At 36.2% G+C, this 25997-nt stretch carries 24 protein-coding genes; 15 read left to right on the top strand and 9 right to left on the bottom strand.

Annotation, left to right across the window (positions count from 1 at the left end):
* Position 1: 1 nt before the first annotated feature.
* The 3 genes from D8M05_RS01205 to D8M05_RS01215 all read right to left on the bottom strand — a co-directional run bounded on the left by D8M05_RS01205 (position 2) and on the right by D8M05_RS01215 (position 2390).
* Positions 2 to 673: a hypothetical protein gene (locus D8M05_RS01205; RefSeq protein ID WP_121127797.1), complete on the bottom strand. Its 672-nt coding sequence runs from the start codon at positions 671 to 673 to the stop codon at positions 2 to 4.
* Positions 670 to 876, bottom strand: coding sequence for a hypothetical protein (locus tag D8M05_RS01210; RefSeq protein WP_121127799.1), 207 nt, complete (start codon positions 874 to 876; stop codon positions 670 to 672). The genes D8M05_RS01205 and D8M05_RS01210 overlap by 4 nt, the downstream gene beginning before the upstream one ends.
* A 149-nt stretch (positions 877 to 1025) precedes the next feature.
* A complete protein-coding gene (locus D8M05_RS01215) occupies positions 1026 to 2390 on the bottom strand; it encodes an MATE family efflux transporter (protein ID WP_121127801.1) in 1365 nt (454 codons plus the stop codon).
* A gap of 103 nt (positions 2391 to 2493) precedes the next feature.
* Between D8M05_RS01215 and D8M05_RS01220 the strand changes: the two genes are divergently transcribed.
* Complete coding sequence (locus D8M05_RS01220) at positions 2494 to 3564, top strand: undecaprenyldiphospho-muramoylpentapeptide beta-N-acetylglucosaminyltransferase (protein ID WP_121127803.1); 1071 nt, start codon at positions 2494 to 2496, stop codon at positions 3562 to 3564.
* Between the two features lie 105 nt (positions 3565 to 3669).
* Here the strand turns inward: D8M05_RS01220 and D8M05_RS01225 are convergent, their stop codons facing one another.
* The 5 genes from D8M05_RS01225 to D8M05_RS20710 all read right to left on the bottom strand — a co-directional run bounded on the left by D8M05_RS01225 (position 3670) and on the right by D8M05_RS20710 (position 9713).
* Entirely contained in the window at positions 3670 to 4815 is a 1146-nt protein-coding gene (locus tag D8M05_RS01225) for a Ger(x)C family spore germination protein (RefSeq protein WP_121127805.1), read from the bottom strand.
* A complete protein-coding gene (locus tag D8M05_RS01230) occupies positions 4805 to 5926 on the bottom strand; it encodes a GerAB/ArcD/ProY family transporter (protein WP_121127806.1) in 1122 nt (373 codons plus the stop codon). The genes D8M05_RS01225 and D8M05_RS01230 overlap by 11 nt, the downstream gene beginning before the upstream one ends.
* Positions 5927 to 5934: 8 nt before the next feature.
* Entirely contained in the window at positions 5935 to 7437 is a 1503-nt protein-coding gene (locus tag D8M05_RS01235) for a spore germination protein (RefSeq protein WP_121127808.1), read from the bottom strand.
* 645 nt (positions 7438 to 8082) lie between these two features.
* A complete protein-coding gene (locus D8M05_RS01240) occupies positions 8083 to 8637 on the bottom strand; it encodes a beta-class carbonic anhydrase (RefSeq protein ID WP_121127810.1) in 555 nt (184 codons plus the stop codon).
* A gap of 116 nt (positions 8638 to 8753) precedes the next feature.
* Positions 8754 to 9713 carry a methyl-accepting chemotaxis protein gene (locus D8M05_RS20710; protein ID WP_121127812.1) on the bottom strand — a complete coding sequence of 320 codons (960 nt, stop codon included), beginning with the start codon at positions 9711 to 9713 and terminating at the stop codon, positions 8754 to 8756.
* Positions 9714 to 10080: 367 nt separating this feature from the next.
* Here D8M05_RS20710 and D8M05_RS01250 point away from each other — a divergent pair, with 367 nt between their 5' ends.
* The 5 genes from D8M05_RS01250 (at position 10081) to D8M05_RS01270 (ending at position 16773) form a co-directional block, all read left to right on the top strand.
* A complete protein-coding gene (locus D8M05_RS01250; RefSeq protein WP_121127814.1) occupies positions 10081 to 11829 on the top strand; it encodes an ABC transporter ATP-binding protein in 1749 nt (582 codons plus the stop codon).
* A complete protein-coding gene (locus tag D8M05_RS01255) occupies positions 11829 to 13868 on the top strand; it encodes an ABC transporter ATP-binding protein (protein ID WP_121127816.1) in 2040 nt (679 codons plus the stop codon). Before D8M05_RS01250 ends, D8M05_RS01255 begins: the two co-directional genes overlap by 1 nt.
* Before the next feature lie 25 nt (positions 13869 to 13893).
* Positions 13894 to 14709, top strand: coding sequence for a S1C family serine protease (locus tag D8M05_RS01260; RefSeq protein WP_121127818.1), 816 nt, complete (start codon positions 13894 to 13896; stop codon positions 14707 to 14709).
* A gap of 529 nt (positions 14710 to 15238) precedes the next feature.
* Positions 15239 to 15967, top strand: coding sequence for an RNA polymerase sigma-I factor (gene sigI, locus D8M05_RS01265; protein WP_245985107.1), 729 nt, complete (start codon positions 15239 to 15241; stop codon positions 15965 to 15967).
* Positions 15964 to 16773, top strand: a complete 810-nt coding sequence (locus tag D8M05_RS01270; RefSeq protein WP_121127820.1) for an anti-sigma-I factor RsgI family protein — start codon at positions 15964 to 15966, stop codon at positions 16771 to 16773. Before sigI ends, D8M05_RS01270 begins: the two co-directional genes overlap by 4 nt.
* Before the next feature lie 48 nt (positions 16774 to 16821).
* Here D8M05_RS01270 and D8M05_RS01275 read toward each other — a convergent pair whose 3' ends face one another.
* Positions 16822 to 17055, bottom strand: coding sequence for a YhdB family protein (locus D8M05_RS01275; protein ID WP_245985110.1), 234 nt, complete (start codon positions 17053 to 17055; stop codon positions 16822 to 16824).
* A gap of 166 nt (positions 17056 to 17221) precedes the next feature.
* Between D8M05_RS01275 and D8M05_RS01280 the strand changes: the two genes are divergently transcribed.
* From D8M05_RS01280 to D8M05_RS01320, 9 genes are all read left to right on the top strand, one after another.
* The gene (locus tag D8M05_RS01280) at positions 17222 to 17887 is read left to right on the top strand and encodes a YhcN/YlaJ family sporulation lipoprotein (RefSeq protein WP_121127824.1); all 666 of its coding nucleotides are present in this window, start codon (positions 17222 to 17224) and stop codon (positions 17885 to 17887) included.
* Positions 17888 to 18028: 141 nt separating this feature from the next.
* Positions 18029 to 18667 (top strand): class I SAM-dependent DNA methyltransferase, encoded by a 639-nt coding sequence (locus D8M05_RS01285; RefSeq protein ID WP_121127826.1) that lies wholly within the window; start codon positions 18029 to 18031, stop codon positions 18665 to 18667.
* A gap of 33 nt (positions 18668 to 18700) precedes the next feature.
* On the top strand, positions 18701 to 19615 hold the full coding sequence (locus tag D8M05_RS01290) for a PLP-dependent cysteine synthase family protein (RefSeq protein WP_121127828.1): 915 nt from the start codon (positions 18701 to 18703) through the stop codon (positions 19613 to 19615).
* A 17-nt stretch (positions 19616 to 19632) separates the two neighbouring features.
* Entirely contained in the window at positions 19633 to 20766 is a 1134-nt protein-coding gene (locus D8M05_RS01295; protein ID WP_121127830.1) for a bifunctional cystathionine gamma-lyase/homocysteine desulfhydrase, read from the top strand.
* Positions 20767 to 21456: 690 nt separating this feature from the next.
* The gene (locus tag D8M05_RS01300; protein ID WP_121127832.1) at positions 21457 to 22827 is read left to right on the top strand and encodes a dipeptidase; all 1371 of its coding nucleotides are present in this window, start codon (positions 21457 to 21459) and stop codon (positions 22825 to 22827) included.
* Between the two features lie 23 nt (positions 22828 to 22850).
* Positions 22851 to 23609 carry a (S)-benzoin forming benzil reductase gene (locus D8M05_RS01305; RefSeq protein ID WP_121127834.1) on the top strand — a complete coding sequence of 253 codons (759 nt, stop codon included), beginning with the start codon at positions 22851 to 22853 and terminating at the stop codon, positions 23607 to 23609.
* Positions 23610 to 23930: 321 nt separating this feature from the next.
* Positions 23931 to 24053, top strand: coding sequence for a YjcZ family sporulation protein (locus D8M05_RS01310; RefSeq protein WP_121127836.1), 123 nt, complete (start codon positions 23931 to 23933; stop codon positions 24051 to 24053).
* A gap of 380 nt (positions 24054 to 24433) precedes the next feature.
* Positions 24434 to 25189, top strand: a complete 756-nt coding sequence (map, locus tag D8M05_RS01315) for a type I methionyl aminopeptidase (protein ID WP_121127838.1) — start codon at positions 24434 to 24436, stop codon at positions 25187 to 25189.
* 23 nt (positions 25190 to 25212) lie between these two features.
* Positions 25213 to 25977, top strand: coding sequence for a cobalamin-binding protein (locus D8M05_RS01320; protein ID WP_121127840.1), 765 nt, complete (start codon positions 25213 to 25215; stop codon positions 25975 to 25977).
* Positions 25978 to 25997 lie beyond the last annotated feature (20 nt).

The following is a 25997-nucleotide window of genomic DNA, read 5'->3' on the forward strand; positions in this document are numbered from 1 at the left end:
CTCACCTTGTTTTTTTATTATTCAATTTCGATATAAGTTGTGATGGAAAATGTATAAACTGCGAAGTAACAATAATTTGGGAAATTTTCTTGAGAAGGCTTATCAAGTTCATTTCAAGAGAATTTTGCTCAATTTTAATCTTGAGAAGGCTTATCAAGTTCATTTCATGAGGGTTTTTCACTATTTTAATCTTGAGAAGGCTTATCAAGTTCATTTGAAGAGGGTTTTGGTCTATTTTAATCTTGAGAAGGCTTATCAAGTTCATTTCAAGAGGATTTTGCTCAATTTTAATCTTGAGAAGGCTTATCAAGTTCATTTGAAGAGAATTTTGCTCTATTTTAATCTTGAGAAGGCTTATCAAGTTCATTTCATGAGGGTTTTTCTCTATTTTAATCTTGAGAAGGCTTATCAAGTTCATTTGAAGAGGGTTTTGGTCTATTTTAATCTTGAGAAGGCTTATCAAGTTCATTTGAAGAGAATTTTGCTCAATTTTAATCTTGAGAAGGCTTATCAAGTTCATTTGAAGAGGGTTTTGGTCTATTTTAATCTTGAGAAGGCTTATCAAGTTCATTTGAAGAGAATTTTGCTCTATTTTAATCTTGAGAAGGCTTATCAAGTTCATTTGAAGAGAATTTTGCTCTATTTTAATCTTGAGAAGGCTTATCAAGTTCATTTGAAGAGGGTGTCTATTTTAATCTTGAGAAGGCTTATCAAGTTCATTTGAAGAGGATTTTGCTCAATTTTAATCTTGAGAAGGCTTATCAAGTTCATTTCATGAGAATTTTTCTCTATTTTAATCTTGAGAAGGCTTATCAAGTTCATTTCAAGAGAATCTTGCTCTATTTCATTCTTGATAGCTCCGTTGAGTATTGGCATTCATAATTCTTTATTGATCTTGAGAGTACAAGCAAGATTTTTTTTAAAGTTCGATGTTACCGCGCATTTTATATCAACTACTAACTAAATTTACTGAGGTAAAATCAACTAACTTCAAAAAAACATAGCCTAAAAAACTCACCCACAAATCAATGTGCGGGTGAGCTAATTTCTTTATACTTTTTTTGCAACGAAAATAATCTCCAAAATAATGCTATTGCACCACAGCTTAAACCGACTGTAATACCAACCCAATATCCGAAAGGCTCTAAAGCAGTATAGTTTGCTAAAATCCATCCTGTTGGTAGGCCAATCGCCCAGTAAGAAACGAGCGCAATAATCAATGTCATGTTTACATCCTTATAGCCTCGAAGTGCTCCTTGGATTGGTGCACCAAAGGCATCAGCTAGCTGATAGAAAATAGCAAAGAAGATGAATTGTGTTGTTAATTCAATAACTGCTGGGTCTGCGTTATACATTGCAGCTACAGGTTCTCTTAATAAAAATAATATGCCGCCATTTAGTATTGCAATAAAGATAGAGCCACTAATACCAATGTACGCATATGTCCTAGCCTCTTTAAAGCGTCTTGCACCAACTTCAAAGCCAATTGGTATCGTTAATGCCATTCCAACACTTAGTGGAATCATATATAGTAATGAAGCGAAATTCATTGCAGCTTGATGTGCTGCGATCGTATTCGTACTATAAACACTCATTAAAATAGTTACAGCTGAAAAAATACTCGTTTCAAAGAACATCGCAAAACCAATCGGCATCCCAATCTTTAATTGGTCCCACCATTTGGCGAAACTTGGTATAACCCAATTGGAAAATACTTTATAGTCACGAAATGGATAAAATTTATAAACAACAGCGATGGAAATCAGGCAGACGAGCCAATAAGTTAGTGCCGTTCCAATACCAGCTCCAATACCTCCAAATGCTGGAACTCCAAATTTACCAAAGATAAAGATATAATTAAAGGCTATATTGATTGGCAATGATATTAAAATAACGAACATAGAAGTTCGTGTTTGACCGAGTCCATCCATGAAATTTCGAAGTGTACTAAATACAAATAATGGAATAATACCAGCACCTAGTGAAATAAGGTAATATTTAGCAATATGATAAACTTCATTTTCGAGATTCATTAGGTTTAATACTGGATCAAGTAAGATTCCACCGATGATCATAACAACCATTCCAAGCGCGATAGAAAGGTATAATGCTTGCTGTATTTTTTCAGGCACGCTTTTATTTTCCTTTGCACCTGTAATTTGCGCTATAATGGGGGTAATTGCTAGTAATATCCCATTAATTGCTGTTAAAATTGGCACCCAAAGACTTGAACCGATTGCAACACCAGCTAAATCGGTTGCACCAGCACGACCAGACATAACGGTATCAAAGAAATTCATTAGATAGATTCCGACTTGCGTAATTAGGATAGGAATTAATATAATAAAAAATAATTTCAGTTTCTCTTTTAATGTTGATGTTTGATACATATTCAATTCTTCCTTTTTTTATATATTTATATAGGGTAGAAAAGTAGGCATAAATGTTATTATAACGCTAATTTTTGAAAAGGGAAAGAAAGGACGTACATAGATGAAAACAAAACGAATTCTGTTTACTGGTGGCGGAACAGCTGGACACGTCATTGTAAACTTAGCCTTAATTCCAGTATACCAGGACCAAGGCTTTGAGATTGATTACATTGGATCATATGAAGGCATTGAAAGGGATTTAATTGGTCAGCTTGAAGGTGTTACATATCATCCAATATCAACTGGTAAACTAAGACGTTACATGTCGATGGAGAATTTTAAGGACCCATTTAAAGTTTTAAAGGGAACGATGCAGGCATACCGTATCATGGGAAAACGTAAACCTTCCGTTGTATTTTCAAAAGGAGGATTTGTATCCGTTCCAGTTGTTGCTGCTGCTAAGCTTCGCGGGATACCAACTGTGCTACATGAATCCGATTTTACACCCGGGCTTGCGAATAAATTATCAATTCCTTTTGCTAAAAAAGTATTAGCAACGTTTCCAGAAACGTTAAAATATCTTCCAGAAGATAAATCAGAATATGTTGGTGCTGTAATTCGTGATGAGCTTTTTCAAGGTAGTAAAGAAAAGGGATTAGCAATTACTGGGTTAACGAGTGAAAAACCAGTATTACTCATTATGGGTGGAAGTGGCGGCGCACAGAAAATTAATGAGACAGTAAGAACAAGCTTGCCTAAAATATTACCCACCTTCCAAATTATCCATCTTTGTGGGAAGGGGAAGGTAGATAGTAGCATTAAAGAAGAAGGTTACGTCCAATTTGAATATGTAAACGAAGAATTAAAGGATATTTTTGCTGTCACTGATTATGTCCTATCACGTGCAGGGTCAAATGCAATCTTTGAGTTTCTTGCACTACATATTCCGATGCTTCTAATTCCATTATCGAAAGAGGCAAGTAGGGGAGATCAAATTATTAATGCAGAATCATTTGCAAGTAAAAATTACGCACGTGTTTTAGAAGAAGAGCAACTAACAAGTGTTAAATTAATTGAAGAGCTTTTCCGATTAAAAGAATATGCACCAATTATGTTAGATAAAATGAAAGAATATGAAAGCGAAAAAGCGAGAGACCGAGTGCTGGAAATTCTAGATGAGGTAAGCAGATAAAAAACACGCTTATGTTTGGAGTGTTTTAGCGGTGATTCTACAAAAAGGAGCTACATTTCCTTAATAATTGGAGGGAGGTAAAATCCCCCCTCTGGTTATGGTGCTTTATTGTATTGTTCCAGTATGCATAAGCTTAACATCTACATTAAAATCAACGGTAATATAAGGCAACTTTTCCCGCCATTCTTCTTCTGTTATTTTCCCATCCTTTGTTTTTGAGCGATATAATTTTCCAAAACCAAAGACATCTGCGTTGGCTTCTTGTACTTTCTTAAATAGTTCCTCGTATTGTTTTTTCAATTTCTTTTCTATTTCTTTTTCTAACAAATTGGCTGCTTTTTCATGCTTAATAGAAATGGGGTGTGACATCTCTGTTAAATTAATTTCAATATAAGTGTCTGTTTTAAATTTTAACTGTTCCAGACTTTCTACTTTTGTATTGCTTTTTCCATGTGTAGTAAGGAAATTTATATGGAATTCTTCCCCTTCAAGCGATTTACTCTCGATGCCGATAGTGTTTATTTTATATTTTTCAAAGGGTTGAAGCGGTAGTGTCATTTCTACAGATTTATTTTCTACTTTATTAAGAAATAGGTTCATTAGGAAACCTTCATCAAGGGAAATATCTACTACATATCGATCATCTTGAAAAACGGCCATCCCGATTATTGTTGGTTTTTCATCAACCAAACCAATAAGTGGTAGAAGTGGATCCTCACCAATTGTCGTTTTTACTCTAGTGAAATCCTGTATTGTAGCAGGAGGGAAACTATTGTTCTTCACTTCGATTTCAATTAAACGATCTAAATGTTCGCCAACTGCAGGCATATTAGGATTCTCGATATTAAAAATTTCCTTTGCAGAAACATTACTTACAGCAAGTTTCATTGTATCTGATACTTGTGAATCATGAATTAAGCCATTTATAAATCGGAATATACCCTGTTCAGCTGCTTCTTTCCCGTAAAGTTCTAGATTAATTTGTCCTTCTACCAGATTATAACTTGTCCTATCCGCAGCCTCTTCTCGAGCACCTTTAATGGTATTACCAATACCAGTGTTGGAGGTGAATAAACTATCTGCTTCGGGATCAAACCGAATAATATTAAGCATCGTTTCGACTTGATTATCCTCTGTAATATCTACTCCACGGGCTGTAACTACTGCCAACTCCTCAATATTCTTGGTAGGTACACAAGCAGAGAGCAAAATAAGAATGACAAGGAATAAGCCAATACTTTTATTTTGCATTGCTTTTCTCCTCCTTTTTCTTAATCCATTTCTTTTTAATTAAAACAATGGGTAGGAGTAAAAATGGATAAACATAAACAAGCCAAAATCCATAGTTCGCACTTGCATCTATCGTACTTTGAATACGATAGTGCTCGTCAAAGTAAATACATGCAAATGACATAATAACTGCGACAGAATACAATGTTACTTTTTGCGGAACTTTATACAATCTTTTCATTCCGTATGTAATCCCCCACATAAGTAGAAGCATATTCGGGACAATGATCATCATCCATTCTGCGACAACAATATAGTCAAAACGCTCGACAAAGGTGAAGTTCTGAACTTTGATGAGAGAGAGTAGTACCCATTCCCTTCTTTCGATTTGTTGATAGCTGAAATAGCCAATCGTTATAATCGTTATTAATAATAGAAAAAGAGTTGTCCAACCAGTAGCTAATAAAGCAGGAAGTTTTGCTTTCTTTTTATTTTGGATAAATGGATAAACAAGGAAAAGAATCTCAAAACCCATGAATGTATAGGCGCTTATGTGTGCCCCGCTCAATAAATCAGAAATTGGGGAAACAAACATGGGCTGTAAGTGTGTAATATCCATCCTTGTTGAAGGCTGGATAAGTAAAAAGACAATCCAATGTGAAAGAAGGAAAAAAACCGTGCAAACACCTACAATGACACGTAATCCCCCTAAAACACCATAAACAACTAAACATAATAATAGAAATCCCATCACAAAATTACTCATCATAGGAAAAATATAGACCCTAATAACCTCTATGTAAGTAATAAGAACGGATAATAATGCAATTCCAAAATGTACAATATAAATTGTCCCGAGAAACTTACCAATCCATTTCCCGAAAATATCAACCTGGATACCATATATATCTGCATTTTCATATTGATTTAGAATGAAAAACATCGTTATTACAACAGCTACAATATAAATAAAAGCAATCAGAATGGATATCCAGGAATCTTGGAGGGATTCAAGGTAAATTAACTTAGGAGCACCAATAATACCTACCCCTAATTGAATAGAGGCGATAATAAAAAATAGATAGAATGCACGAATCTGTAGATTTTTTTTCACTTTTAGATTAATATCCATAAATGCCCCTACTCGTCGATGTCTTTTTTGTTCTTCGCTTTCTTTTTCCCAAAACGTATTAGATCCTTAGGACGATAGGATCTAAAACGCTCATTCTGATATTCATTTGGTAAACGAAACAATACCTTATTAAAATCCTTTGGCACAAGTGGATAGAGGGGAGAAAGATACGGTCTCCCAAGAGATGTTAGTCTTAATAAATGAATAATAAGGAAGCAAGCGCCAAACATTATTCCGATTAGGCCTAAAAATCCTCCTAGTAAAATCATTGGAAACCGAATAATTCTCGCGGTAGTACCCATTAAATAGTTCGGTGTTGTAAAAGAAGCAAGTGCACTAAGGGCAACGAAGATAATTAACACATTACTTGTTATCCCTGCTTCAACTGCTGCAGTACCAACGACCACACCACCTACGATACCGATTGTTTGTCCAACCTTTGTTGGTAGCCTCGCACCAGATTCACGTAATAACTCAATCATCAGTTCAAGAAATAAGGCCTCAAGTATTGGTGGGAAAGGTACAGATGACCTTGACTCACCAAGATTAATGAGTAGTGGAGTTGGAATGATTTCATAATGAAACGTAACAGCTGCTACATAAAGTGGTGTTAAGAATGTTGACATAAAAAATGATAGATATCTTAACCCTCTTAAAAATGTCCCGATATTCCAGCGCATGTAAAGGTCTTCCGTTGATTCAAAAAAACTAAAAAAGGTAGTAGGAGTGATAATAGCTGTTGGGCTATTTTCAACTAAGATGCCGAGTCTCCCACGGTTTATGTTATAACTAAAACGATCTGGTAGTTCAGTTGTTAAAAATTGAGGAAATATGGTGATGGAAGAATCCTCAATATATTGCATTAATACGGATGCATCGTCAATAACATCAATTTCTAGCTCTTGTAGCCTTTGACGCATTGTGTTAACATCTACTTCATTTGCGATTGACTTCATGTAAATCAGTCTTACTTCGCGGGGTTCTCTTTTTCCTATTAAATATTGTTCTAGGACAAGATCCTCAGATCGAATCGTCCAGCGAACAATATTTAAGTTCGTGACCATTGATTCCGTAAAACCAATTTTAGGCCCAAGCACTAAGGATTCCGTTTCAGATTGTTGTAAGGATCGCTTTTCTTTTTTTGATAGTAGATAAGCGATAATTGAATCTTCACCCTCAATATAAATGAATACGGCACCGATGAGGATATCTTTTAAGATATCCTCCAGTGTTTCAACTTTTTTCCCACCATTTAACGGAATCTCATTGAGAATGGAATGATTAGTCCATTCGATATTTTTCATTAAAATGGGTTCTAGTAAAAAATTATCAATTTTCTCGCTTTCCACCTGATAAGCAATAAAGAAAACTGCTATTTTCTTATTGTTTTTTTCATATGTAGTAAAACTTAAGTCTGGATTCGTCTCGAAACGAGCTTTTAATATTTTATCTAATTCATCAATTTTTAATGGGAAGATATTTCCTTTTTTTGAAGTGAACGTTTTTTTCATCTTAAATCCTCCACATGTACCGACGCTATGATTTTTATCGTGTTATCTTAGTATGCGAAGAAAATAAGAATTTATGAATAAAAAAAGCTACCACAATGGAATGTGGTAGTTTAATGAAAAATTTCTTTTTTTATTGTCGTATTTTTAATGAACGGGTTCTCATCGACCGAAACCGCTCCTAATGGGCCGGAAAAGTCGATGACAAGGACTCTCATCGACCGAAGCGGCATCAAATGAGGAAGAAAAGTCGATGACAAAGACTCTCATCGACCGAAACCGCATCAAATCGGCCGGGAAAGTCGATGACAAGGACTCTCATCGACCGAAGCGGCATCAAATGAGGAAGAAAAGTCGATGACAAAGACTCTCATCGACCGAAACCGCATCAAATCGGCCGGAAAAGTCGATGACAAAGTCTCTCATCGACCGAAGCGGCATCAAATCGGGAAGAAAAGTCGATGACAAAGGTTCTCATCGACCGAAGCCGCATCAAATCGGATAGAAAAGTCGATGACAAAGGTTCTTCATCGATAACAAAAAAAAAACAGTCCAATAAATCTGCTAATTAGACTGCTAAATGGTCTTAATTCAATGTCTGGTAGTCATAACCCAAAACTTGTCATTTATTTATAGTAGTTTTCATAATTAATCTTCTCTTGTAACGACATCTACTTTTCCTGTTCCAGGGTCGATAACTAGTCCGTGCACTTTAATGCCCTCTGGTAAAAGTGGGTGATTTCGTATGATTCCCACGCTCTGCTCAACAGATTCTTCTACCGTATCAAATCCATGAAATTCCTCATGAAAATCGATTCCAGCATGTGTAAGCGTATCGAGTGTTTCTTGCTGAATACCGCGGTCTTTCATTCCTTCTGTTAATGCATTAATATCGACATGAGACATACCGCAATCATGGTGTCCAATAACAATAACTTCATCAGCTTTTAATTTATAAATAGCAACTAAAATACTTTTCATAATGCTATCAAATGGTTTGCGAATAATAGCACCTGCATTTTTAACCATTTTCACATCGCCGTTTTGAATGTTTAATGCCCGGTGGAGTAATTCAATTAAACGTGATTCCATGCATGTGAAGATAACCATACGCTTATTTGGATATGTATCTGTCATGTAAGTTTCATATTGTTTACTTTCAACAAACTGCTTATTGTATTCTAACATTTCATCTAAGTGCATATTAATCAGCTCCTATTTTCTTCTTTTTTAAAAACTATATCAGTTTTTACTCAAATATGGAATTATCAGCTATTCGTTATAAAAAAGAATGGCTCTTTTGCCATTCTCGTAAGTTGTTAAGCTTTAACCAAACCATTAATACCATCTATCCCTGAGGCTAGCCTACTATCTACTATTTTTGCATCTTCAATATGCTGTAGCAATACTTGTTTAATTGTGTCAAAGGATTCATTTGTTCCTTCAATTTTTTTCACCATTTCGTCTGTAAGATTATTTTGATGATGAATATCTTTAATAACATCTACTGTATCTTTCTGGACATTGTCTAACATTTTCTTCATTTCTACAAGCATGTCCACCGTTTTATTATTGAATTCGGCGGACATTTGACCAGTTTTTTGATTTTCATATGTGAATTGCTCGGCTTCTGTAATTTTTTCTTGAATGGCTGTTGTTACTTCATCAATATGTCCGGTACTTTCACGAGTGCTTTCTGCAAGGTTACGAACCTCAGCAGCAACTACTGCAAAACCTTTCCCATGTTCGCCTGCACGTGCCGCCTCAATAGATGCGTTTAATGCTAATAGGTTTGTTTGATTTGCGATATCACTAATTACTTGGACAATTTCCTTAATCGTCTTCGAATGTTCTCCAAGCTCTTGCATTCTGTCAGCCGTTTGCGTCATTTGGGATTCTAGATTATCCATAAATACTTGATTCTGTTTAACGGTATCTAAATAATAATCGGTTGCACCAGATAGTTTTTCATATACTTTTACTAAACTATTCCCTTTTTCAACTAACTGCTCAGACCCACTACATGATTGCTCACCTAATGATTTAATGCCTTTGAACTGATCTTTAATTTGAAGCACTAAATCTTCCAAATTATAATGTTGTCCGTTTACATGTTCATGTTGTTCAATGGTTTGTAATAAATTTTGTTCGAACTCTTGTAAAAAATTGTCGTTCTCTTTTTTTATCTGAAAATTTTCCTGCTCTAATTGAGTAACTCTTTCATTTGCTTCGTTAAGCTGTTCTTTTAATGACTTTATTTGGTTTGCTTTTGTGCCCATCTACACGCCTCCAGTGAAAAAATTAGGTCTATAGTATTATTTTCGACAAAAAGGGAGGAGTTGTAAAGGAATAAGCAAAAAGTTATTGACTTAATTTTTTTAAAATACTATAATTACAAAAGATAATAAAAGAAAGGAGGTCATTAAAATGGAAAACGTACAAAAAATGCTAATAACAATTTCATATAATTTTTGTGGCCTTCATCGGGGACGTTTATTCTTTTAGGCAGGAATGAATCGTGTTTGTTTTTTTTGGTCACATTGTCTTGTGACCTTTTGTAATGATATTTTTTATGTTTTATTGCATACGTCATAGGCGTGTGCTTTTTTTATTGTTTTTAATACGACAGAATTAGAAGGTGATTACATGTTTTCGGTTTTTAAAAAGTTAGGATGGTTTTTCAAACATTATTGGAAGAGGTATCTGTTTGCCATTATTGCATTAAATATTGCTAGTGCAATTGGACTTATTCCACCAAAGTTAGTTGGTTATGCGATTGATCAAATCCAGTTTGGTTCATTGACAATGCAATTGTTAACAGCGATTATACTAGGGTATCTCGTACTTATCGTTTTCCATTATGCCATTTCTTTTCTATGGGATTATACGTTGTTTACTGGATCCGTAATTTTAGAAAAATGGATGCGTAGTCGTTTAATGTCCCATTTCTTAAGAATGACGCCAACATTCTACGGGAAACACCGTACGGGAGACTTGATGGCAAGATCTACAAATGATTTGAAGGCAATTAGTCAGACTGCGGGTTTTGGAATATTAACATTAGTAGATTCCAGTATCTTCATGTTAATGATTATTGCCATGATGGGCTTTACTATTAGTTGGGAACTAACCTTTGCAGCTTTAATTCCACTACCAATTATGGCTGTGGTCATGAATAAATACGGTGCTGCGATTCACTCGAGATTTACCGATGCCCAGCAGGCTTTTGGTGAAATGAATAATGAAGTACTTGAGTCTATACGTGGTGTCAGGGTACTACGTGCATTTGTTCAAGAACGTGAAGATGCAAAGCGTTTCTCACATATGACAAATGATGTTTATCAAAAAAATATAGAAGTGGCTAAAATTGATGCACTCTTTGAGCCAACGATGAAAATCCTTGTCGGTTTGTCTTATGCGATTGGGATAGGATATGGGGCTTTTCTAGTCTTTCAAAATAAAATGACACTTGGGGACATGGTTACATTTAACGTGTACCTTGGGATGTTAATTTGGCCAATGTTCGCTGTGGGAGAATTAATTAACGTCATGCAAAGAGGGAATGCCTCCTTAGATCGCGTAAATCATACACTCGCATATGCCCGTGATGTCAAAGATTCCGAGCAACCGACGAATATTGAACGCGTGGATTCAATCAATTTTTCTGATGTATCGTTTAGCTATCCAGGGGCTGAATTACAACAGTTGCAACATATTTCTTTACATGTTGAAAGAGGCCACACAATTGGAGTAGTTGGGAAAACTGGAGCAGGAAAAACAACTTTATTTAAGCTGTTACTGCGTCAGTACCCAGGTATTATCGGCAACATAACGATTTCTGATGTACCGATTGAAGAGATTAGTCTAAATCAATTGCGATCTTGGATTGGTTATGTACCACAGGATCAAATCATGTTTTCAAAAACAATTAGAGAAAATATCCAATTTGGGAAGGACGATGCAACAGACCATGAAATTTATCGGGTAATGGAATTGGCGCATTTTCTTGATGATATGAAGCAGTTACCAAATGGGTTGGATACACAGGTTGGGGAAAGCGGAATTACATTGTCTGGCGGGCAAAAGCAACGAGTTGCTTTAGCGAGGGCGTTTATTAAAGACCCAGAGATATTAATTTTGGATGATTCCTTGTCAGCGGTAGATGGGAAAACAGAGGCAAAAATTATTGAGCATTTAAGAGAAGAACGTCAAGCGAAAACAACGTTCATTGCTGCACACCGCCTCTCAGCGGTCACCCATGCAGACCATATTATTGTGCTAGAGGATGGGAAGATTGCTGAGGAAGGTACACATGAGGAGTTAATGCTGCTTGATGGTTGGTACAGGAAACAGTACCAAGACCAACAACTAGAAGATGGGGAGGTGGCAAGTTAATGAAGAAGGTATCTACAGAAAAAAGGTTATTTCAATATGCGCTCTCTTATAAAAAGGGAATTATCATTGGGTTAGTCTGTTTAATAATTGCTGTAGCGTTAGAACTTGCTGGTCCATTCATTGCCATGACTGTTATCGATGATCATATTCTAGGTGTGGAAGGATACTGGCAAGAAGTATCAGAGGCGAGTGACAAAAATACGGTCTCATATCATGATGGATTTGTAAAGCGAGTGGATCGTATTACAGAGGATGACCAAGCCATTGGTGATCCATTCACCCTTTTACAAGTAGGGACAACGTATTTTACGATAGATGAGGAAGTTCCTTTAACAGGAAAACGGACATCTGAAGGAAATACGATTCAAGTCACGACAGCAACTGAAGAATTAACCTTTGAAGGGGAGAAACTATCCTTATCAGAGGTCACACCATTCTTTAAACCCGAACAAATGCCGATACTATTATTATTAGGATTGTATATGGTTTTAATTATTATTGCTGGTTTCTTTCAATTTTTTAAAACATTTTATTTGCAGAAATCAGCAAATCAAATTGTGAAGAAAATGCGTAATGATTTATTTCAGCATACGCAGCGGATTCCGATTAATTATTTTATTGATCAACCTGCAGGAACGGTTGTAGCAAGAATTACGAATGATACGGAGGCAATTCGAGATTTATATGAACGTGTATTATCCATTATTGTAACAAGTGTTGTGTATATGGCAGGTATATTTGTCGCTTTATTTATACTCGATGCAAAGCTTGCAGCAATGTGTTTAGCCGTCATCCCGCTTTTATATTTCTGGATGAAGGCCTATAAATACTTTGGAACAAAATACAACAAAGTGATTCGTGCAACCATTAGTGAAATTAATGGAAATATTAATGAAGCTGTACAAGGAATGTCTGTTATTCAAGCATTTAATCAAGAAAAGAAAACAAAAGAGGATTTTGAAGTTTTAAATGAGCGTCATTTTACGTTTCAGAAAAAGCTACTACGATTAAGTGCATTAACGTCCTATAATTTAGTCACAGTGATTCGGAATTTAACTTTTGTCGGTCTTATTTGGTATTACGGTTCCGCCTCATTTGATTTAAACAGTGTTATTTCTATTGGTTTACTTTATGCCTTTGTCGATTATATTACTAGATTATTTGAACCAGTTACCGATATTGTTAATCAATTACCATTACTTGAACAAGCGCGTGTTGCCGGTGGTCGTGTTTTCGAATTGATGGATGTTGATGGGGAGGATGTTTTAGACGACAGTGTTGCTAGATATCGTGGGCATATTCGTTTTGACGATGTATCTTTTGCCTATAATGATGATGATTATGTGTTAAAAAATATTTCACTCGAAGTAAAAGCTGGTGAAACAGCAGCCTTTGTAGGCCATACTGGTTCAGGGAAAAGTTCTATCATGAATCTATTATTCCGTTTTTACGATCCGCAGAAGGGGAGTATTACAATTGATGGAATAAGCACGAACGATTGGTCACGTCAACAGGTTAGAAGTCATATGGGCATTGTTCTGCAAGATCCATTCATGTTCTCAGGAACGATCATTTCGAATGTAACGATGAATGATCCGTCTATTTCAAAAGAAAGAGCAATGAAAGCCTTACAAGCGGTTGGGGCGGACCATTTTATCGAAAAATTACCGAACCGTTACGATGAAGCTGTGACAGAAGGTGGTGCGACGTATTCATTAGGGGAAAGGCAATTAATTTCCTTTGCACGTGCACTTGCATTTGACCCTGCCATCCTTATTTTAGATGAGGCAACTGCAAATATTGATACTGAAACAGAAAATGTGATTCAAAATGCTTTAGAAGTATTAAAAGAAGGTAGAACAACGCTGATAATTGCCCACAGACTTTCAACGATTCAGAAGGCAGATACGATTTTTGTCTTGAACCATGGTAAAATAAAAGAAACAGGAAACCATGAACAGTTAATTCATGAAAAAGGATTATATTATCAAATGTATCAAATGCAGCAGGGAAGTATGAAGAAGGTAGCAGTTTCCTAGTTCCCTAAAACATGTGGGGTGTCAAATGGATAATCATGAGCATAAGAAGCGAAATATCATTGATGAAGATTTATTTGAGGAATTTGATGATGAAGAACTTTATGAATTGGTGCAAGAAGAGCGTAGAAAAGCTTTGGCAAAAGAGAAGGAAGAAAAAGATACCCCACCAAAGCGTCCATTCCCTAAATGGGCGTTTTGGCTCATCGCAATTGCGATGTTTATTAATGTGTTTGCATTAATACCGCAAACATTTTCCATTCCAGCAATTGATTTTTTAATAACATCAGCTAAACTGTCCATTAATGAGGATATCCGAAAGTATAAAGAAGCTGTCGTTGTTATTGAATCTGAAAACAGCAAAGGTACAGGTTTTGCGTTTACAGAAGATGGTTTTATTTTAACGAATTATCACGTTATTGAAGATAAAAACTCATTGGCAGCGGCTTTTTCTGAAGAAGGATTATTTGAGGTGGAAGTTATCGACACTTACCCATCCATTGATTTAGCTGTGCTAAAGGTTGATGGGGAGAATTTACCACATCTAACACTGTCAGAAGACCCATCCATTGAGGAGGACGATGCAATCCGTTTTATTGGTAATCCATTACGATTTAATGGAATTGCAAATGAAGGTAATATCATTGGCTATACAGCACTTAGTGACTGGGAAGAAGAAGTAGTCATGATTGAGGCACCGGTTTATCGAGGGAATAGTGGTAGTCCAATTTTGAACGAAGATGGAGAAGTAATTGGTGTGATTTTTGCTACGATAAATAGTGATGCACATGGGAAGGTCGGGTTATTTGTCCCAATTGACCTCTTTTATAACTATCACTCATGAAATCATATGTTTTTCTTATTATATTGTTGATATAAACTCTTTTTAGTAGAAGTAAAGTAGGATAATAGTTTCTTTTCGGAACGGTATGACTAAGCAAAATCCTTCAAAGTTTATATCCATGCGTACTAGTTATTCGTTAAAGTAACAGCTACTTAGTAAAAACATAAAAAGTGGTTTTAAATCGGCGAAGAAAGGGTACCTATTTATTGGGGAATTTTTATTACATAATTAGAAGAAGTACGTGTCCCTAGTTTTCGCGAACTAGGGATATTTTTATAACTATTACACTGACGTTATGGATATTTAAACAAAATGTAACTTTTTGGTGATGTTAAAGTAAGGTGAATACGTTAGGATAGAGTTTATCTAGAAATTGTCGATATATTGTAACGTTTGTCGTTTTTTTCTAATTTGATTAAAAAGAGGATAAATAATATGTTTGCTATTAAAAAAATGATAAAGGCTTTAAAAACCACACCCAAAAATTTAGAAATAGATACGAATTCTGTAGTAGCAGGAGGTGCTTTTAGTGATTCAAAAATCACTTGAAGAGTATCCTCTTGAAGAGATGGTTATTCGCGTGCAAAATGGAGACGCACATTCGCAAGATTATTTGTTACGAATGTATCAACCGTTTATCGCAAAATCCATATCTGAAGTTTGCAAGCGATATATTGATCCAAAAACAGATGATGAATTTAGTATTGGTTTATCAGCTTTTAATGATGCTATTTTATCCTTTTCTCCTGATAAAGGATGTTCTTTCTTAGCGTTTGCGAATATTGTCATTAAAAGAAAAATCATTGATTATATTCGTTCAAATGCAAAGTATCCACTAATGATGTCTTTAGATGAAAAGCTTGATAATGAACAAATAGAAAGTTCGACAGAGATTCGAATATCAAAGGAAAGGTATCAAGAAAAAGAATATACCATTCGTCTTCGTGAAGAAATTATGCAATATAAGGTTATATTGAGCGAATATAACCTTAGCCTTGAGATGCTTACGAACGTTTCTCCAAAACATCGGGATGCACGTGACTCTGCAGTACGTGTGGCTCGAGTGCTTGTAGAAGATGGAGCACTCCGAAGTCATGTCGTAATGAAAAAGAAATTACCGATGAAAGACTTAAAACACCGTGTGGAAGTTAGTAAGAAAACGTTAGAAAGAAATCGTAAATATATTCTTGCAATGTTTATTGTATTAAATGAAGAATTTATCTATTTAAAGGATTACCTTAAGGGTGTGGGTTTGTGAAAAAGGGAATAATGATGGAGCAACATGAAGATTATGCTATCTTTATTTCAAAAGATGGAGCCATTGAAAAAGGTAGACAAAAATCTGACAATGCTGAAATTGGAATGGAGGTTCTCTATGAGCCAATCACGAATAAACAAAGCATTCAAGGTTTATCAGGTGAGCAAAAGAAAGCACTATTTCCTAAGGTATTAACCTTTACATTCATACTATTGTTATTAGCTGTACCATTTTACGTTACTCCTTTTAGCAATGAAGTATTCGCTTATGTAACGGTCGATATTAATCCTAGTATCACATTAGAAATTAATGAAGATTATCATGTTAAGGAAATACACGCTAATAATAGCGATGCACTTCAGATAATTAAGCAAATTGATGACTATAAAAATAAAGACATAGAGGAATTTATTGAACAGATCATGGATAGATGTGAAGAAGCAGGGTTAATAAATGAGGAAAAGAATATCTTAGTTGGAATCAGTTTTACAACAGATGAATTCCCAGATAATCTTTCTGAGATTGAAGATATAGAACAGCATCTATTGCAAAATGCAGATTGGAATATTGCGGCGTTTCATGTTCCAGAAGAAATCAAAAAACGTGCGGATGAAGAAAAGGTCTCGATGAATGAAATGTTAGCTGAAGACATTCACGAAACAGCTTTGAATGAGTTGGAAATAGATACACTATTGGATGAGCAAGAAAAAGAAATGATTGACTCATTCTATGATGAAAAAGAAGTTGAAATAATGACGCTTGAGAAAGAAAGAGATGAAAAACAAACCGATGATGCTAGAGAATAGTCAGTAAATAAAAACACTTGCAAATGTGCAAGTGTTTTTATTTACAGGTTATACTTCCATTGAAATTGTTGGTGTATGCTTCATGGCGTGGTCAATATAATAAAGAAGATTATCATGGGATTCAATAATCTTAGTTTGGTCAAGAGAATAGTTGTAGGCATGTAAAAATTGTTGAATTCTCTTTGAAAGTAGATCATCGTTTGTTCTTACCATGAGAACAAGTAAATCATCCCATTGTCCCCAAAGTGTATAGTATAGTGCTTTGTCATAATCTGGAATCACTTTACCCCTCCTTAATAATAAAGGGCTATTTCTATTGTCCCCATTATCTATATTAAATGTCATAAACAAAGATGGTGTGATTGCCAGATAAAGGTTTGCCTATATCAGCATAAAGTGTTTTAGTCGAAACATACTAAATGTGTATCATAAAAAAGGGGGAAACTCATTGAAAAAACAGCTGATAACAAGTGGATTAGTTCTTACGCTATCTTTAGTTGGATGTCAGACTGCAGATAACGATGGGGCAACAGGAACGACAACAGGCAATAATAATACGGGGATACAACCTACCCAGTATCATGATAGGGGATCTGTAGATGGTACTGACGCCCGTAATTATATGCTACAAAGAGATGCAGACTGGTTCCAGAACCGCGAAGAAAACACAGGGCAAAATAATAATGACAGAGTTAATACTCGGAATATAAATAATCAAGTAAATGACAACAGGAATGAAAACCGTTATGAAGTCGGGGAAGAAGCGGCAAATAAGATTACAAATCAAATGGATGAAATTGATAGTGCGTATGTGTTAACAACCGAAAATAATGCATATGTAGCTGCAGAGCTTGATACCGACAATAACAATCGTGGACAAAGAAACGATAATAACACGTTTGACGATGAACTTTCTGATGAAGTAAAAGAAAAAATTGGTGATATCGTCAAATCAGTCGATAGAGATATTGACAATGTGTATGTTTCCACCAATCCTGATTTCTTCAATTTAACGAATAACTACGCTGAAGATGTGGACCGTGGAGAGCCGATTGAAGGTTTCTTTGATCAATTCAGTAATATGATTGAACGCATTTTTCCACAAAATAGATAACCTAAAAAGAATGGCTTGTTCTTCATAAATAGAACAAGCCATTCTTTTCAAATTTTGTAACATATGATACAATAATTTCATACAATTCCTATAAATACTAGTTGTTTAATATGATTTAAAATTTCCTGTGGAGTTGATTTAATGGGTCTTGAATTTATTGATATATTTGAGGATTGGGCGGAGGAATACGATAAAAGTGTTGCAGGGTTAGATCCGCAATATGCACAAGTTTTTGCCAACTATAAAGGAATTTTACAAGAGGTAGTAAATTTATCTTCGGGTACAGTACTTGAATTCGGTGTTGGTACAGGTAACTTATCAACACTTCTTATAGAAGCAGGTCATAAAGTAATAGGAATTGAACCTTCAAAAGCAATGCGTGATGTTGCAAAGCAAAAACACCCTAATCTACCTGTGTTAGATGGGGACTTTATTGCATTTCCAAAACTACGAACTTCTATTGACACGATTGTAAGCACATATGCTTTTCATCATTTAACAGATGATGAGAAGAAAATTGCAGTAAAGAAGTATCATGATTTGCTATTACCCGGCGGGAAGGTTGTTTTTGGTGATACGATGTTTACATCAAAAGAAGCCAAAGAATTAATTATTGAGGATGCAAGAAATAAAGGGCATCATGACTTAGTAGAGGATCTCAACCGGGAATACTATCCAACGATTGATGTATTACATGATATGTTTACAAAGCATTCGTTTAACGTTTCTTTTAAACAAATGAATGATTTTGTCTGGATTATGGAAGCAGAAAAACAATAATAATAATTATTTCAGGGATAAGAGGAGAGCTATATGACAGTTTATCATTCCATTCATGAGTTGATTGGGCAAACGCCATTGATGGAGATAAATCATTTTTCATTACCCAGTGGTGTAAGATTATATGCTAAATTGGAATTTTTCAATCCTGGTGGAAGTGTCAAAGATAGGTTAGGACGCATGTTGATTAGTGAGGCGTTAGAAAGTGGTAAGGTTACGCCAGGCGGTACAATCATCGAGCCTACTGCTGGAAATACAGGGATAGGGTTGGCACTAGCCGCTTTACAGAAGGATTTATCGGTTATTTTTTGTGTTCCAGAGCACTTTAGTACGGAAAAACAGCAATTAATGAAGGCATTAGGTGCAACAATCGTTCATACGCCAAGGGATAAGGGAATGGCGGGAGCGATAGAAAAAACACAGCAACTATTAACAGAGATTCCAAATAGTTTTTCACCTCAACAGTTCGCTAATCCAGCTAATCCGAAAACCTATTACCAAACACTCGGACCAGAGATTTGGAAAGATTTAGATGGGGAGGTTGACATTTTTATTGCTGGTGCAGGTTCAGGGGGGACATTTGTTGGAACATCGCAGTACTTAAAAGAAAAAAACAACAAAATTAAAACGGTAATTGTTGAACCCGAGGGATCCATTATTGCTGGTGGAAATCCTGGTCCTCACCTGACAGAAGGGATTGGAATGGAGTTTATTCCGGAATTTTTTGACAGGGCTTTACTAGACGAAATTTACACCGTTTCGGATGAAAATGCATTTCAAATGGTAAAGGAACTAGCAAGTAAAGAAGGATTACTTGTTGGTAGCTCATCGGGATCTGCAATGTATGCTGCATTACAAGAAGCTAAAAATGTTAAACCTGGAACGAATATTGTGACCATTTTTCCTGATAGTAGTGACAGGTATTTAAGTAAAAATATATATAGTTGAAGGAGCAAAGAAAAAATATGCGTAAAAAAACACAAATGATTCATGGTGGCATAACAGGTGACGAACAAACAGGTGCTGTTTCTGTCCCTATATATCAAGTTAGTACGTATAAACAAGATAGCGTAGGCAAACATCGTGGTTACGAGTACTCTCGTACAGGGAATCCGACGAGATATGCACTAGAAAACCTTATTGCGGAATTAGAAGATGGGGTAGCGGGTTTTGCTTTTAGTTCTGGTATGGCTGCAATTACATCTGTCATGATGTTACTTAAGGCTGATGATCATATATTGCTAACGGATGATGTGTATGGTGGTTCTTATCGTTTAATGACAAAGGTTTTAAACCGTTTTAATTTAGATCATACATTTGTCGATACGAGTAAACCTGAAAACGTAGAAGCACTTATCCAAGAGAATACAAAGGCATTGTATATTGAAACACCAACAAATCCATTATTAAAAATTACAGATATTAAAAAGATGGCTGAAATTGCTAAAAAACATGATTTATTATTAATTGTCGACAATACATTTGCGACTCCTTACTGGCAGCAACCATTAAACTCTGGTGCAGATATCGTCTTACACAGTGCTACGAAATATATTGGTGGCCACAGTGATGTTGTTTCAGGGTTAGTAGCTGTTAACTCAAAAAAACTTGCTGAAGAGCTACACTTTATCCAAAACTCAGTTGGAGCTATTTTAGGGCCACAAGATTCTTGGTTATTAATTCGCGGGATAAAGACACTTGGATTGCGTATGGAAGCAATAGAGGCGAACACGAAAAAAATAGTTGATTTCCTAAAAGGACATAAACAGGTAACAACGGTTTATTATCCTGGTCTAACGGATCACCCTGGATACGATGTTGCTGTAACACAGGCTTCAGGTTTTGGAGGGATGGTTTCATTTGATGTTGGAAGTGCAGAAAAAGCTGAGGAAGTGTTAAGTAAGTTAAAATATTTTACATTAGCAGAAAGCTTAGGAGCTGTAGAAAGTTTAATATCCGTTCCAGCTAAAATGACACATGCTTCGATTCCTCGAGACAGAAGATTAGAACTTGGTATAACAGATGGACTCATTCGTATCTCTGTTGGGATAGAAGATGTGCAGGACTTAATAGAAGATTTAGATGGCGCGCTTTCATAAATAAATATTATTTGGTGCTTGGGAGAAGTTGTCTTAGATGAGGCAGCTTCTTTTTTTTAAGGCTGTCAACGACGTAAGGAGAAAGAAACGGAGCCCAACCGTCGTTGATAAAGGTTGTCAACGACGGAAGGAGAAAGAAACGGAGCCCAACCGTCGTTGATACAGGTTGTCAACGACGGAAGGAGAAAGAAAGTGAGCCCAACTGTCGTTGATACAGGTTGTCAACGACGTAAGGAGAAAGAAACGGAGCCCAACCGTCGTTGATACAGGTTGTCAACGACGTAAGGAGAAAGAAACGGAGCCCAACCGTCGTTGATACAGGTTGTCAACGACGGAAGGAGAAAGAAAGTGAGCCCAACTGTCGTTGATACAGGCTGTCAACGACGGAAGGAGAAAGAAAGTGAGCCCAACTGTCGTTGATACAGGTTGTCAACGACGGAAGGAGAAAGAAAGTGAGCCCAACTGTCGTTGATACAGGTTGTCAACGATCGATAATGAATAAATGCAACTAAGACTGTCACCTAAAAGGGTTGGTGACAGTTTTAGTTTTCTAAGGTTTATTTATAGGATGAGATATTATTGGGATGAAAGTCTAAGATGATAGTATCAGAATAGCCAATATATAAAATGGAAGTTCCGTGCTCTGTTATGCTAAAATATACGTAATTTAAACAAATGGAGGGGATTCATATGAGTGAAAAGGTGCTCGCATATTTAACAGAAAACAGAGAACAACTTTTAAACAAATTAAATGAATTTTTAGCTATTCCTAGTATTAGTACAGATAGTGCACATAAACAAGATGTACAAGCAGCTGCTGATTTTATCGTTACATATTTAAATGATATTGGATTTGAAAAAGTGGAAAAACAAGAAACTGCTGGTCATCCGCTTGTGTATGCTGAATACAACGGTGCAGGGCCAGAAGCAGAGACAGCGCTATTTTATGGGCATTATGATGTGCAACCCGTCGATCCAATCGAGGAATGGAAAAGTGATCCCTTTAAAGCTGAGGTAAGAGACGGAAGGATATATGCACGTGGTTCAAGTGATGATAAAGGACAAGTATTTATGCATTTAGCAGTATTTGAAGCATATATGAAAACAGAAGGTAAACTTCCAATCAATGTAAAAGTTTGTATTGAGGGGGAGGAAGAAATTGGTAGTGAGAATCTATATGACATCCTACACGCGAGAAAAGAACAATTTCAAGCAGATTTTGCGGTAATATCTGACTCTGGTATGGTCGCTAAAAATCAGCCCACAATTTTATATGGATTAAAAGGTTTTACAGGTATTGAAATTAAGGTAACAGGTCCTAATCATGATTTGCATTCAGGGATGTATGGTGGGGCTGTTCGTAATCCAATTATGGCATTAAATCATATTTTAGCATCAATGAAAAATGTGGATGAGGTCATTACCGTTGATGGTTTCTATGATGATGCCTTGCCACTTACCGATGCGGAAAGAACATTAATGGCAGGTGCTCCAAGTGAAGATTTCATAGAGGCTACAGGTGTGCCTGAAACGGTTTCTGAAAAAGGCTATACACCTAAGGAGCATACCATGGGGCGTCCGACATTAGAAATAAATGGAATGTATGGTGGATATCAAGGGGAAGGAACCAAAACGATTATCCCTACGTCGGCAGTAGCAAAAATTACTTGCCGTCTTGTACCAGGACAAGATCCAGTCAAAATTCAAGAATTGCTCGAGGAGCATGTGAAAGCACATACACCTTCAGGCATTACAGTTGAAGTGAAAAAAGAAAAATTATCGGCAAAAGCATATAAAGTAGAGCCAAACAACCCATTAATCACGAAAGCTGCAGAAAGCTATACGAAAGCATTCGGAAAAGAAACGGTCTATATTCGTATGGGTGGTTCCATTCCTGTTGTGGAATGGATTGAAGCGATTTACAATATCCCTATTGTTTTATTAGGGTTTGGTACACCAGAAGATCGCCTACATTCACCAAATGAAAGTTTTCCACTGGATAGTTTTGATAAAGGGATGGAAACATTAGTATACTATTGGAACAAGGTGAATGAAAAATAGGTTAGTACAAGGGGGACATATCATTGTCGAAATTTGCTGTTATAACAGGGGTTTCCAAAGGCTTAGGTGAACAACTAGCCAGCCTATTTTTAGAATCTGGTGTAAATGTACTTGGCATTTCTAGAAATACGAACAATAAATTATCACAACTAGCTAAGGGGTATAACCGAGTATTTAAGCATTATAGCTGTGATATCAGTGATATTTCTGCACTAGAAGATACATTTAATAATTTAAAAGAAGAGCTTTTTAATTACGATATCACATCGCTTTATCTTATTAATAATGCTGCAGTTGTTGAACCGATAGATCAAGCAATCAATATAGAGAGTGATGCGTTGCTTCGCCATTTCCAAATTAATTCCATTGCTCCAATGGTTTTGACTAATTTATTTTTAAAGCAAGCTGGTAATGTTGGTGTTCCAATGTTAGCAGTAGCGGTTACGTCAGGGGCTGGAGAGCGACCAATCTATGGTTGGAGTGCATATGGTTCCTCGAAAGCAAGTGTAAATATGTATACAAGAGTTGTGGCATTAGAGCAAGAAACATTAAAATCGGGAAGCAAAGTAATAGCATTTAACCCAGGTGTGATGGATACAGGAATGCAAGAAACCATCCGTTCAACTACGGAAGAAGCTTTTTCGGATGTAGAGCGTTTTAAACAATTGAAAGAAAATAATGCATTAAATACACCAGCAATTGTTGCAGGTGTATTGATTGATATACTAAATGATGAAGACGTTGTAAATGGAAAAATCTATGACGTGAAAAACTATGTTTGATGCACCTAAAATTATGAGTTCAAAAAGGGGGATAAAAAGGACCGAGAAGTTCGAGGCGGCGTAGATTTGAGTACCGAAGCGTATGCTATTTATACGTGCGGAACGGAAAAGCAAGCTAACGAGCTCCCACAGGATGTGGTGGCTTCAACGTTCGATATAGGACGTGTCGGTTCTTAGTTGAAGTTCCTCCAACTTGATGTGTCATTTTTACCGGACTTTTTGAACATCCCCTTTTGAAAAAAATAGGTAAACGCCCTCCCATTTTTGGGGTTATTGGAATACAGTAATGTGTAGCCTTGATAATAAGGAGGGAAAGTTATTATGGGTAAAGAAGGTGGAGCTGGTTACGGCTCAGGTTTTGCGCTTTTAGTTGTATTGTTTATTCTTTTAATCATCATCGGTACTGCATATACAGGCGGCGGTTACGGTGGAGGATATTACTAATAAGTAAAGGAAAAGATGCAGCGAGTTTAAATTCGCCTGTATCTTTTTCTTTTTACTTTTAACGTAAAATGCGCAGTAAGTGAAGGGTTTTGCTTAAACATACCGTTCCGGAAAGCGAAGTATTCTGCCAGAGCGAATCCAAGCACAAAACAAGCATAAGTGTGAGCGAGAGTATTATAAAAAAGATCATTTACGTTACGTCGCATCTTATATCTTTATTGCGATATCAGTTTCAATTACAACAATATTATAAAAATCAGCATATAATAATATAATAATACGAAGCATAATATGAATAAACCCTGTATTATGCAGGATAGGAATGATTGTGTTAGAATTTGAGTAGTTATCAATAATAATGAACAAGAGGAAGATGTGAAATGATTACCCGTAAGAGTAAACGTGAGATTGAAAAAATGCAAGCTGCAGGTGACTTATTAGTTAAAACACATAAAGAAGTAGCAAAAATGATTAAGCCTGGCATTACCACAATGGAGATAGATACATTTGTGGAAGAGTTTTTACGACAACATGGAGCAACACCAGAACAAAAAGGATTTAATGGATACCCGTATGCAATCTGTGCAAGTGTAAATGATGAAATTTGTCATGGATTCCCGAGCGAAAAACCGTTAAAAGATGGAGATATTGTAACGATTGATATGGTTGTAAACCTCGATGGTGGTTTAGCAGATTCGGCATGGACGTATGCTGTTGGAACGATTGACGAAGTTGGTAAGCGATTAATGGAAGTAACAAAAAATTCATTATATAAGGGTATCGAGCAAGCACAAGTTGGAAAGCGAATTGGTGACATTGGTCATGCTATTCAAACGCATGCAGAAGGGGAAGGATTTTCTGTCGTTCGTGACTTCACCGGACATGGAATAGGACCAACAATTCACGAAGATCCGCTTATTCCTCATTATGGTTTGCCAAATAAAGGTTTACGCCTAAAGGAAGGCATGGTTATTACAATCGAACCGATGATTAACGAAGGTGATTGGAAAAGCAAGATGGATGATAACGGCTGGACAGCAAGAACAATCGATGGTGGTCGTTCAATTCAATATGAACATACTCTCGTTATTACCAAAGACGGACCATTAATCATGACAGACCAAGACAAAGAATAACAAGGTGTAGGGAGAGGGTTTGAATGCGCGTTGTATCTATTTGTCCAAGCAATACGGAAATATTAGCTTACTTAGATAGGACAGAATTGTTAGTTGGCGTAGATAATTATTCAGATTGGCCAAGGGCTATTCAGGACTTACCAAAAGTAGGACCAGACCTTTCGATCGATATGGACAAAGTTCAAGCACTTAAACCAGATATCGTACTCGCATCCTTGAGTGTCCCCGGAATGGAAAAGAATATTGAGGCATTAGAAGAAAGAAACATACCTTATATTATTCTAAATCCTAATTCGCTTGCAGAAATTGCTGCAGATATCCGCGAAGTAGGTATGGTAATTGGGGAAAAAGCACTTGGCGACCAAAAGGCGAGAGCATTCTTGAACGATATAGATACGTATCGTTCTAAATATAGTGGTCGATCCGTGAAACCAACTTTATATTGGGAATGGTGGCCAAAACCAATCTTCACACCTGGGAAATTAAACTGGCTCACGGAAATTAGTGAATTGGCAGGAGCTAAAAATATTTTCTCATCAGAAGATATTGCTAGTGTACAAACAGATTGGGAAGATGTAAAACGGCGTAATCCAGATCATATTTGTATGGTTTGGGTCGGAGTGAAAGAAGAAAAGATGAATCCAGACTTAGTTAGAAAGCGTCCTGGTTGGCAGGAGCTGAAGGCTATTAAAGATGGAAATATTCATGTATTGGAAGAGTCACTTTTTTGCAGACCTTCCCCTAGGCTACTTGAGGGGTTACGGAAATTAGTAGATGCGATTAATTGATTAGTTAAATTTGCATGCAG

It is taken from the genome of Oceanobacillus bengalensis (genome assembly GCF_003628445.1).
GTDB classification, from domain to species: Bacteria; Bacillota; Bacilli; order Bacillales; family Amphibacillaceae; genus Oceanobacillus; species Oceanobacillus bengalensis.